The organism is Novosphingobium endophyticum (assembly GCF_014640675.1).
GTDB classification, from domain to species: domain Bacteria; phylum Pseudomonadota; class Alphaproteobacteria; order Sphingomonadales; family Sphingomonadaceae; genus Novosphingobium; species Novosphingobium endophyticum.
On record NZ_BMHK01000035.1, the window covers coordinates 25,520 to 35,505 of the forward strand.

Annotated in this window: 10 protein-coding genes; 7 read left to right on the plus strand and 3 right to left on the minus strand. The window is 62.7% G+C overall.

Annotated elements, in window-relative coordinates:
- The first annotated feature begins 104 nt into the window (after positions 1-104).
- Positions 105-1,112: an aromatic ring-hydroxylating dioxygenase subunit alpha gene (locus tag IEX32_RS17480; RefSeq protein WP_188772834.1), complete on the plus strand. Its 1,008-nt coding sequence runs from the start codon at positions 105-107 to the stop codon at positions 1,110-1,112.
- A 69-nt stretch (positions 1,113-1,181) separates the two neighbouring features.
- On the opposite strand, the gene IEX32_RS17485 is transcribed toward IEX32_RS17480, so the two are convergent.
- Both IEX32_RS17485 and IEX32_RS17490 read right to left on the minus strand, forming a co-directional pair.
- Positions 1,182-2,066, minus strand: a complete 885-nt coding sequence (locus IEX32_RS17485) for a beta-keto acid cleavage family enzyme (RefSeq protein ID WP_188772835.1) — start codon at positions 2,064-2,066, stop codon at positions 1,182-1,184.
- A 62-nt stretch (positions 2,067-2,128) separates the two neighbouring features.
- Positions 2,129-2,866 (minus strand): GntR family transcriptional regulator, encoded by a 738-nt coding sequence (locus IEX32_RS17490; RefSeq protein ID WP_188772836.1) that lies wholly within the window; start codon positions 2,864-2,866, stop codon positions 2,129-2,131.
- A gap of 105 nt (positions 2,867-2,971) precedes the next feature.
- Between IEX32_RS17490 and IEX32_RS17495 the strand changes: the two genes are divergently transcribed.
- From IEX32_RS17495 to IEX32_RS17520, 6 genes are read left to right on the plus strand one after another with little or no spacing between them, the layout of a single operon-like run.
- Positions 2,972-4,600 (plus strand): FAD-dependent monooxygenase, encoded by a 1,629-nt coding sequence (locus IEX32_RS17495; protein ID WP_229736462.1) that lies wholly within the window; start codon positions 2,972-2,974, stop codon positions 4,598-4,600.
- Complete coding sequence (locus IEX32_RS17500; RefSeq protein ID WP_188772837.1) at positions 4,597-5,472, plus strand: NAD(P)-dependent oxidoreductase; 876 nt, start codon at positions 4,597-4,599, stop codon at positions 5,470-5,472. The genes IEX32_RS17495 and IEX32_RS17500 overlap by 4 nt, the downstream gene beginning before the upstream one ends.
- Before the next feature lie 5 nt (positions 5,473-5,477).
- Positions 5,478-6,329 carry a fumarylacetoacetate hydrolase family protein gene (locus IEX32_RS17505; RefSeq protein ID WP_229736463.1) on the plus strand — a complete coding sequence of 284 codons (852 nt, stop codon included), beginning with the start codon at positions 5,478-5,480 and terminating at the stop codon, positions 6,327-6,329.
- The gene (locus IEX32_RS17510) at positions 6,326-6,910 is read left to right on the plus strand and encodes a VOC family protein (protein WP_188772838.1); all 585 of its coding nucleotides are present in this window, start codon (positions 6,326-6,328) and stop codon (positions 6,908-6,910) included. The genes IEX32_RS17505 and IEX32_RS17510 overlap by 4 nt, the downstream gene beginning before the upstream one ends.
- Complete coding sequence (locus IEX32_RS17515; protein WP_188772839.1) at positions 6,907-7,791, plus strand: amidohydrolase family protein; 885 nt, start codon at positions 6,907-6,909, stop codon at positions 7,789-7,791. Before IEX32_RS17510 ends, IEX32_RS17515 begins: the two co-directional genes overlap by 4 nt.
- Complete coding sequence (locus tag IEX32_RS17520) at positions 7,788-9,149, plus strand: MFS transporter (RefSeq protein WP_188772840.1); 1,362 nt, start codon at positions 7,788-7,790, stop codon at positions 9,147-9,149. The genes IEX32_RS17515 and IEX32_RS17520 overlap by 4 nt, the downstream gene beginning before the upstream one ends.
- A gap of 110 nt (positions 9,150-9,259) precedes the next feature.
- Here IEX32_RS17520 and IEX32_RS17525 read toward each other — a convergent pair whose 3' ends face one another.
- Positions 9,260-9,880, minus strand: a complete 621-nt coding sequence (locus IEX32_RS17525) for a DUF2254 family protein (RefSeq protein WP_188772841.1) — start codon at positions 9,878-9,880, stop codon at positions 9,260-9,262.
- Positions 9,881-9,986 lie beyond the last annotated feature (106 nt).

Consider the following 9,986-nt stretch of genomic DNA (forward strand, 5'->3'; position numbering starts at 1 on the left):
GGCTTTTTTCCTCCCCAAAACCCAGTGCTATATGTTATCATCCAATCTTGACGATCATATATAAAATATGCAAGCGCTAAATTTCATAGTTGATAGGGGGCCGGATGCGTTACCTCAGGAACAGCTGGTACGTCGCCGCGTGGGCCGACGAAGTCACCGACGGCCTGCTTGCCCGCACCCTTCTGAACGAGCCGGTCGTCCTGTTCCGTGACGAAACAGGTAAAGCGGTTGCTCTCCAGGACCGCTGCCCGCATCGCTTCGTTCCGCTGTCCATGGGGCGCCTCACGGAAGCGGGCCTGATGTGTGGTTATCACGGCCTGGTGTTTGGCACGGGCGGAGGGTGCGTCGCGAATCCGCATGGTCCCATTACGAAGGCGTTGAGCGTGCGCAGTTATCCGGTAACGGAGCGCCATCAGCAGATATGGCTGTGGATGGGGGAGCCAGCGAAAGCCGACCCTGGCTTGATCCCGGACTTTTCTTTCCTCGATGATGCCACGCTCCGCCCTCTGTGGGGATACATGCGAACGAAGGCTCACTATGAACTGATGACCGACAACATCATGGACCTCGGCCATATCGAGTTTCTTCATCCCGAAACGCTCGGAAGCGAGGCGATCCGGAAGGCCAGGACCGCGTCGAGGCAGGAAGGCAATACCGTTTACTCGGATCGAACGGTGCATGAAGAGACGCTATCGAGCTTCATGGACTATACGTTTGAGACGGGGGGACGCCCCGTGACACGCTGGCTCAACGTTCGCTGGGACCCTCCCGCCTCGATGCTGCTGACCATCCGCGTCGATCCCGCCGGGCCGGAACTCGGCGTCCGGGAAACCTACGGCTCGCACATCATGACGCCGGAAACAGATAATACGTGCCATTATTTCTGGTCGACGGTGCGCAACTTCGGTCCCGACAGCGCCGAGCTGGATGCTCGCAAGCGAAATGCGCTGGAGCAAGCCTTTCTGTCCGAGGACAAACCCATGATCGAGGCGCAGGCCGCGGCAATCGGAACGGCGGATCTGCTCAAGCTGGAACCCGCGCTGTTGCGGCCAGATGCCGCGGCTGTTCAGGCGCGCAGAGTGTTGGCCAGGCTGATCAACGAAGAGGCCTGAGGCAACTGCGATTCACGTCATGGCGCAGGCCACCAGGCCGACGCATTAGGCCTGCTCCAAAGCGGGCGATCAACCGTTGGTAGGCGCGAGGACCAGCCGCTCCCGCATCTGGACGGAAGTTGCAAGCGTGGCGCCGAGGTCCTCGACCATGCGCCTGGCCTTGCTGACCATGGCGGCGTTGGAAGGCGCCAGTACTCCGCGCGTGAGGAAGACGGCGTCTTCGAGCCCGATCCGTATGTTCCCGCCCGCGAGCGCGGCTTGGGCGAGGAGCGGAAATGCCATCCGCCCCGTTCCGAACCCTGTCCAGACCGCATCCGCGGGAAGCAGGGATCGCGCGAACAACAGGGTCTCGATCGTCGGCGGAAAGCCGTATTTGATACCGAGCACGAGTGAGCACAGCGGCGCGCGATCGATCGTGCCGTCGGCGATAAGATCGTGCAGCAGCACGATGTCGCCGCTGTCGAAGAGCTCTATTTCGGGCCGCACGCCGTTCGCGCGCATCACCTGCGCCATGCGCCGGATATTGCCCGGGGTGTTGATGACCACTTCGCCGCCGAACGTCATCGTGTTGAGGTCGAGCGTCGCAATGTCAGGCCGCAGCGCGGCAATATGCTCAACGCGCCGCTCTGGCACGAGGAAGTTGGTGCGCGGGCCGGGTACGAGCGGGTCGTGTTCGGAAGGCTGGAACCGGCCGCCGGGCCCGGTCGTCAGGTTGATCACCAGCAAAGGATCATGGCGCCGGATCTGTTCGACCACGGCGGCATAATGATCCACGCACATGGAGGGTTGGGCGGTCGCCGGATCGCGGACATGGATGTGGACGGCGGCGGCGCCCGCCTCCGCTGCAGCGAGGCTCGATTCCGCGATCTCGTTCGGCGAGGCCGGCAAAGCCGGGTTCTGGTCTCGCGTCGTGTGATTGCCTGTAACAGCGCAGGTGAGGAAGATGTCCGTCATTGAAGCCTCCAGTCTGGAATCTTCATCGACGAAATCGAAATCCTTTTCAATTCATATATGATTTATGTGGCGACTTTCGTTCTCTTGCCTGCTGCGGGGTCAGGGGGCGGTTGAACGGACGCTATGATGATGTCGCTCGTTTGCGTGATGTGACGGTTGTACAGTTTCAGCAGACCGGCGAAGTCTCGTTTCAAGGCCAGATCCTGCATCCCGAGATGTTCGTCCGATACGGCGCGCGCGCCCACGGGGGGGCCGGCGGACAGATACTGATGGCGGTAGCGATCGGCCGCGTCGAACAGATTGGCGTGGTAGTCGCGTAGCCAGCGGGAGGGGCAGGCTTCGACCAGGGCGATGTGGAAGTCGCGATGGCGTGTTTCCCAATCGCGATTGATGATCATGTCCTTGGCGGCCGGTTCGCGGGGCGTTCGGCCGAGATGATATCCCGCCAGGACGACCCGCTCCTCCCAACTTGCGTCTCCCGACTTGAGCGATTCGCGCAGGACGATCTCGTTGAGCCAGCACCGCGTATTGGTGAGTTCACGAAGCTCGGCGAGGCTCACTGCGGGAACATAGAAACCCTTGCGATCCTCCAGTGCGACGAAGCCCTCGCTCAACAAGCGATTGAGCGCTTCGCGAAGGGGAATGGGGCCTACGCCATACCGTTCCCGCAGGCTGTCGATCCGCAATTTCGCCGAAGCGGGCAAGGTGCTCGTCAGGATATCCGTCCGCAGACGCTCGTAGACCAACGACGCGCTGGTGAGCGCGACGGGGGCCTCCTCGGATGGGCTTTGTTTCGTCATCTATCGATTATGCTAGCACAAATCGGCAATCTGTCGAATATAATACAGCTTGCCATATGCCGTTTTTATATATTATCTGGCCAGTGACGAGAGGGATGGCTGATAATGAATACATCGGTGCTGATAGTCGGAGCGGGGCCGGTCGGCTTGGCCCTTGCGGTCGAATTGGAACGACATGGCATCGATTCGATCGTCCTTGAGCAGCTTCCTCGTGGAGGTCGGCAGCCCCGCGCCAAGACAACCAACGTCAGGACGATGGCGCACTTCCGCCGATGGGGCCTGGCGGAGCAAGTCAGGCGCGCTTCGCCGCTGCCGGATAGCTACCCGCGAGACATCATTTTCGCGACCCGCCTGTTCGGGCAGGAACTTGCGCGCTTCCAGAACGCCTTTTTTGGCGACCAGCAGTTACGAGACGAGCGGTTTCCCGAAGCCGCGCAGTGGATACCGCAATATAAGATCGAAGCGGTTCTTCGCGAGGCGATCGCGACCAAGCCGCGAACCAGCCTCTTGTTCGGACACAGATTGTGTAGGTTACGGCAAGACGAGGATGGCGTCGTCGCGACGGTAGAGCGAGACGGCGAAGAGGTTGAGCTTCGCGCTCGCTACCTCGTCGGCGCGGATGGGGGGCGTAGCGAGGTCAGAACGCAGATCGATGCCCGCATGGAGGGCGACGCCGCGTACATGCGCAATTTTCTCGCGGTGTATCGCGCGCCCGGGCTGAGCCAGCGGGTTCCGCTCAGCCGCGCCATTTCCTACTGGCTGGTCAACCCGGACGCGCCGGCGGTGACCGGGCCGATGGACGAGGACGACCTCTGGTTCTTCTCCACCCAGCTCAAGGGCGATACGCCGGCCTACGATCTGGATGAGGCGCGTCGCCGCATCGGACTGGCGATCGGGGCCGATGTCCCTTTCGATATACTCGAGACCGACACGTGGTCCGCCCACCGCCTCCTCGCCAACCGATATCGCCTGAAGCGGGTGTTCCTCGCCGGCGATGCATGTCACCTTCATCCGCCGATGGGCGGCTACGGGATGAACATGGGAATAGGGGATGCGGTCGATCTCGGCTGGAAGCTTGCGGCGGTGCTCAACGGCTGGGGCGGGGAGGTGCTGCTCGACAGCTACGAGGCCGAGCGTCGCGCGGTCGCGCGGCTGGTGATCGAGGAAGCAGCGGAGAATTACTCATTCGTCACGCATCACATGGTGCGCGAAGCGATGGAAGGAGATGATCCGTCATGCGCGGCGATCCGCAACGAGATCGGTCGATCGATCACGGCGGGTAAGGCGCGCGAATTTCACGCCATCAATGTCGTCCTTGGCTTGCGATACGAAAGTCAGGTGATTGTTGCCGATGGGATGGTTGCGCCAACCTGGGATCCCATGGTCTACCTGCCGGACGCGCGGCCGGGCGGTCTCGCGCCGCACCACTGGCTTGCGGACGGAAGCTCGCTTTATGATCATTTCGGGACGGACTTCACCCTGCTCGCGCTCGATGGTGCACAAGCTGACGAAGTGGCGCGCCTTGAAGCTGCGGCCGACCGGCTCGGCATGCCGCTGACCGTCGTGCGGCTGGCAGGAGACCCCGCGTTGCGTACGCTCTATGGGGCGGAGATGACGCTCATTCGGCCGGACCAGCACGTCGCCTGGCGCGCTGACTGCCTCGACCATGACCCGGCCTATCTCGTGGCGCGCATCAGCGGCGTCGAGCCGGCGATCCCGGAAACCTCGACATGACGGCGCGGGTCGGACTGGTTGGCCTTGGACGCATGGGCCGCGCGATCGCCGCTCGACTGGCGGAAGAGGGCGTCGACCTGCATGTGTGGAACCGCACGCCCGGCAAAGCAGAGGGCCTGGCCGTACGGGAAGCCGGGACACCGGCGGCCTTGGCGCAGGCTACGGACATCATCCTCGTTATCGTTCGCGACGAAGCGGCGCTCGAGGCGATCTACAAAGGCCCACATGGGCTTTGCAGCGTCGATCTCTCCGGCAAGACCATCGTCGAGATGAGCACCGCCGCCATTCAGGCCATCCGAGATGTCCTGGCCTCGGCGAACGAAGCCGGCGCGCAGGTCGTCGACGCTCCGGTTTCGGGCTCGGTCCAGCCGGCGAGGCGCGGCGAACTGCTGGTGATGGCAGGCGGTGAGGAGGCGGCGGTCGAGCGTGCCAGCGTCGTACTGACCAGGATTGCGCGACGGATCGTCCACGTTGGGCCGCTGGGTACCGGAATAACCATGAAGCTGGTCGTCAACCTGCCGCTCGCGACCTATTGGCAGACATTGGGCGAAGCGTTGGGTATCGGTCTGCGAAATGGCCTGACCTTGGACGGCATGCTCGCCATGATTGCCGACAGCAAGGCTGCGATCGGCGCCCTGGCAGGCAAGATCGACCGCATTCTTGACGCCGACCTGCCGCCGGAATTCGATCTGGCCGGAATGGCAAAAGACCTGACCGCGATGTGTTGCACCGCTCGCGCCCTGGATCATCCCGTGCCTGCCTGTGATGCTGCGCGAAGCTCAGCCGTCGCTGCTGTCGATGCCGGCTGGGGGGAGCGCGACCTTGCCCAGCTTACACGCTTTGCCGCCGATCGGGCGGCCCCATCGGAGTAACCGCCTTGACCACGCGTTTTATCAGCTTCCTCAATCCCGCCGGCGAGCCGAGCTTTGGAATCGTAGACGGGGACGGGGTGATCGATCTCGGCCGGCGCGAGGCGGCGGCCGATCTGGCCGGGTTCATCGCAGCCGGCGGGATCGCTGGCGCGGCGAAGCATGCCGGCGCCGAGCCCGATCACGCACTCGATGCGGTCACGCTGCTCCCGGTCATCCCGGCTCCGCCTCGCATTATCTGTGTCGGCCTCAATTATCGCGCGCATGTTGCCGAGACCGGCCGACCCGATAGCGAGCGGCCGACGATCTTCCTGCGCTTGGCCTCGTCACAGGTCGCGCACGGAGCGCCCATGATCAGGCCGCGCGAATCCGAACGGTTCGATTATGAAGGCGAGCTGGCCGTCATCATCGGAAAGGCCGGACGTCGTATCTCGCAGGCCGATGCGTTGGACCATGTCGCCGGCTATTCCTGCTATAACGACGGTTCCGTGCGCGATTGGCAGAAGCACACGAGCCAGTGGGCGCCAGGCAAGAATTTCCCCTCCACGGGAGCGTTTGGACCCTGGATGATTCCTGCCGCCGACTTGCCGGGCAGGGAATCCTGCGCGCTGGTCACACGGCTTAACGGGCAGGAGGTCCAGCGAGCGACCCTGTCGCAAATGATCTTCTCGATCGAAGAACTGATCGCCTATGCCTCGATCTTTACCCGCCTTGAACCGGGTGACGTGATCGTCTCCGGCACGCCCGGGGGTGTGGGGGATCGTCGCGATCCGCCGCTCTACATGCGTGACGGCGACCAGGTAACGGTGGAGATCGACGGCATCGGCATGCTGAGCAACCCGGTGGCGGACGAAGGATGACCGTCCCGCCATCGCTTCGGTTCAGCCACGTCGGTCTGTTCTGCACGCGCCTGGAGCCGCTCGTCGACTTCTATACCCGCCACATGGGGTTCGTAATTACCGACCGCGGCCGCTTGCCGCATGCCGAACTCTGCTTTCTCAGCCGGGATCCCGCCGAGCATCATCAACTCGTTCTGGTGACCGGCCGGCCGGAAGGCCTTGCGGATCGCATCCTGAACCAGATCTCGTTCCGGGTGGACAGTCTGGCGGAGTTGAAGGCGTTTTATGCCGCCCTGCCACTGGATCTGGTGAGCGATATCGACCCGGTAAACCACGGGATATCGTGGTCCCTGTATTTCCGCGATCCGGAAGGCAATCGGCTCGAGGTTTTTACCGATACCGACTGGTACATCGAGCAACCCATCAAGGAGGTCGTCGACCTTACCCAGGACGAGGCCACTATCCTGGCAAAGACCCACGCCTATTGCATGGGACAGCCCGGGTTTCGACCCATGGCCGACTGGCGCCGGGACATCGCCGCCAAAATCAACGAGCGCCTTGAGCAACAGGGCCGGGGCACTGGAAAGGGGATAAAGCCATGAGCGGGCACGAGACGTTCGTCAGGGAAACACGCGCCCCGCGCGAGCCGATGCCGGCCGGCAGCTGGGACTGCCAGGTCCATGTATATGGCGATCCGTCGCGCTTCCCGCCGCGAAAGCAGGGGGCCTACCAACCGCCCAAGGCGTATTTCGATGATGTGCATCATATGGCGAAGACCCTCGGTTTGGGCTTCGTCTCGATCGTACAAGCCAGCCTCTATGGAACCGATCACGGCGCCTTGCTGGAAGCGCTGCGTCGCGGCCGCGACGGGTACGACGGCGTGCGTTATCGCGGCATCGCGATTATCGATGACGATGTCAGCGATCGCACGCTGGAAGAATTGAACGATGCGGGCGTCAGGGGCGTCCGCTTCAACTTCTGGAAACGCCTGAACGTCGTTCCCAGCCTGCCGACCTTTCACCGCACGCTCGAGCGCATCGCGCAGTTCGGGTGGCACGCCCGGGTGCATGTTACCGAGCCGGAACTGCTCGAACTGCAGGACGAATTCCGCAAAGTCACCGGTCCGATCGTGCTCGACCATATGGGCCACCTACCGTTCGCCGGCGGATTGGATCAGCCCGGCCTGACGATCATTCGTGATCTTCTCGCTCGGGACAATTGGTGGATGATGCTCTCGCACGGCGATCGCAATTCGGCCGGCGACGCGCCATGGGACGATAGCCTGACCTTCGCGCGCGCCTATTACGGGGCCGCCCCGGACCGCTGTATATGGGCGACGGACTGGCCGCATCCGGAATATCCCAAGGCTCCCGTGAACGACGCGGAACTGGTCGAGCTTTTGTACCGGCAACTCGAAGACGCGGAGGCCAGGCAAAAGGTCCTCGTCGACAATCCCGCACGGTTGCACGGCGAGACACGATGACCGGCGCTACGGACAGTAGTGTCCTGGATGATGACCTCATCACCCGGCTGCTCGATCGCGCTGCGCTGACCGCCTATCATTGGCGCATTTTCCTGCTGTGCGGATTGGTCGCCGTGATGGATGGCTTCGATTCGGTCATCATCGGCATCACGGCCCCTGCCATCGCTCGCGATCTCGATATCGAGATCAACAGTTTCGGTCCGATCTTTGCCGCGGCGCAGGTCGGCTTCATGGCCGGCGCTTTCCTGTCGGGGCCTGCTGCCGACCGTTGGGGCCGCAAGCTCGTGCTCGGCCTATCGGCGCTGGTCTTTGCGCTGGCGACGCTTTCGACAGTCGCCGCCGATAGCTATCAAACACTGCTGCTCGTTCGCCTGGTGACCGGGATCGGGCTTGGCGGTGCTGCCACCAACTTCGTGGCGCTCTGCTCCGATTTCGCGCCTGCGCGATTGCGGGCAACGATCCTGGCCGTGCTATGGGCGATGATCCCCGGCGGCAATGTGGTCGGGGGCCTGGCATCCGCGGCAATGCTGCCGAGCCATGGTTGGCAACTGCTCTACGTCATCGGCGGCGCTGTTCCGGCGGTGGCGGCTGGCGCGATCCTGCTGTTCGTGCCTGAATCGCCGAAATTCCTCGTTCGCAATCCGGCGCGGCTGGTCCAGGCGCATGTCGTCCTCAAAAGGCTTCGCACCAATCCGCCGGAGGCGCTTGTTCCGCCGGTTCGTGAGGAGGGGGCCTCTCATTCGGCACCAGTTGCGGCGTTGTTTCGCGGCGAAAATGCGCGCGTTACAGGCTGGATCTGGTTATGTGCATTCATGTGCTGGCTGATGCTGCTGACGGTACTGTCCTGGATGGCGCCCCTAATGCAGCAGCTCGGCCTGCCGATCGCGCGCGCCTCGCTCGCGGTGGCGAGCAACAGCGCCGGCGCAATCGTGGGCGCTCTCGTACTGGGGCCCCTGATGGACCGGTACGATCGCTACTTGATCTGCGCTTCCTCGATACTCGTCGGTGCCGTTGCCACTGCGATCACGGGCATGGTTGCAGTCAGTTTTGCGGCACTTGCGGGAATTGCATTCGTGCTCGGCTTCACCGTTGGCGGTGCCAGCGCTGGCGTCATGGCGATCATCGCGACATCTTATCCGACTGCGATACGCGCCACCGGATTGGGTTGGGCAATTGGCATCGCCCGGATCGGAAGTGCCGTCGGTCCGGTAGCGGCTGGCGTCCTGTTGCAATGGGGGGCGAGCGCTGCCGAGATATTTGCACTTCTTGCACTGCCCTGCGCCGTTGCCGCCTTCGCTCTTCTGCGCTTGCGCGCCGCAACGCAGCAGAGACAAGCCCCGGCGCCGCAGCTCGGCTGATCGTCGAATGGTCTACCGTAACGCGCCCGGCGATTGCGGGAGAAAAATGGTGCCGGCTACGAGCGCGGCTCCGCCCGGGCCGAACCCGACGTGGTGATTGTCCTACCCGTTCATTGCATGGAGGGAACGAGGTGGCTGAAACCGTGCTGGTCGGCTCGAGCGCGCAACTCTCGGTGAAACCAATCGTCATTGCGGTCCGCCCAGGCCACCTCAAGCGTATGCCTGGCCGTGTTGTCCGCGCACTTACTGAACAGGATCGGGTCAGTGCGCGACAGTGCTGACAGGACGAACAGTATCCGGTTTATGACCTCGAGCGTCCCGCTCGAATCTCGGGCGATGGGATCGAACACGGTAGAGAAGAGATCGTCTATCGCAAGCCATGGTCCATAGACCCGATCATGGGTCACTTCGACAGGCGCATCGGCGCGTGACTTGGCAAACTCCGAGAACAGGCGCAGGGTCGAACCAAGCGCATCGATCGCTGTCCCTGGATCGTTAACGGCTGGCGACATCGCGCGTGAAGCTATTTCAGCCAGCACCACGAGACCGAACCGTGGGTCCTGGTCAAACTCCCGCGTTTTGTCGATTGTAACGCAATCCCGGATTTTTTGCATCGCGGAGGCTTGCAGGCTAACGGGCACCATCAGAACCGGCCGAGCATCATGCACTAGCGAGCCGGGGAGCACCCGCAGGTGAACGCTGACGTCCTCATCCTCAGCCAGTTCCTGCAACCTAGCCTCTCCTATTCATCGGACTGGTCGTGATGGTTGGCGGGAGTAGCGTAAACCATTGGCTTGTTGTAGGAATTTTGGTGTCTAGACCAACCTGCAACGAGGC

Excerpts from the sequence above, each read along its gene's own strand:
- IEX32_RS17485 (WP_188772835.1), bottom strand. The coding sequence starts at position 2,066 with ATGACGGACATCTTCCTCACCTGCGCTGTTACAGGCAATCACACGACG.
- IEX32_RS17480 (WP_188772834.1), top strand. The coding sequence starts at position 105 with ATGCGTTACCTCAGGAACAGCTGGTACGTCGCCGCGTGGGCCGACGAA.
- IEX32_RS17500 (WP_188772837.1), top strand. The coding sequence starts at position 4,597 with ATGACGGCGCGGGTCGGACTGGTTGGCCTTGGACGCATGGGCCGCGCG.
- IEX32_RS17515 (WP_188772839.1), top strand. The coding sequence starts at position 6,907 with ATGAGCGGGCACGAGACGTTCGTCAGGGAAACACGCGCCCCGCGCGAG.
- IEX32_RS17510 (WP_188772838.1), top strand. The coding sequence starts at position 6,326 with ATGACCGTCCCGCCATCGCTTCGGTTCAGCCACGTCGGTCTGTTCTGC.
- IEX32_RS17520 (WP_188772840.1), top strand. The coding sequence starts at position 7,788 with ATGACCGGCGCTACGGACAGTAGTGTCCTGGATGATGACCTCATCACC.
- IEX32_RS17490 (WP_188772836.1), bottom strand. The coding sequence starts at position 2,866 with ATGACGAAACAAAGCCCATCCGAGGAGGCCCCCGTCGCGCTCACCAGC.
- IEX32_RS17495 (WP_229736462.1), top strand. The coding sequence starts at position 2,972 with ATGAATACATCGGTGCTGATAGTCGGAGCGGGGCCGGTCGGCTTGGCC.